At 64.6% G+C, this 325-nt stretch carries 1 protein-coding gene; it reads left to right on the top strand.

The features are described 5' to 3' along the window. A partial coding sequence (locus tag NFH97_RS21165) for a VCBS domain-containing protein (RefSeq protein ID WP_349625592.1) occupies positions 1-325 on the top strand: 325 nt, incomplete at both ends.

Below are 325 nucleotides of genomic sequence, written 5' to 3'. Positions count from 1 at the left end.
TCTGTCCGCCGATAGCCCGGTGGTGGTCGATACCGAATACGGCAGCCTTAGCCTGACCGGCTTTACACCGTCGGATAGTGCCAACCCGGCCGCCGGCGGCACCGTGAGCTATAGCTACACCCTGGACACCCGCGTCGACAACGACAGCCAGGCTGACGCCACGGATGCCGGCTTCACCGAGACGGTGGACCTGGTGGTCACCGACGATGACGGCAGTGCGGCCAACGGCAGCCTCAGCATCGCAATCGCCGATGATGCGCCGGAAGCGGTGGCCGACACCAACAGCATTACCGAAGAGACCGCTACGGTCGGCGGCAATGTGATC

This window comes from Halomonas sp. SCS19 (assembly GCF_040147015.1).
Taxonomy (GTDB): domain Bacteria; phylum Pseudomonadota; class Gammaproteobacteria; order Pseudomonadales; family Halomonadaceae; genus Halomonas; species Halomonas litopenaei.
The sequence above is the reverse complement of the archived record's forward strand: the minus strand, read 5'-3'. Positions and strand labels throughout refer to the sequence as shown.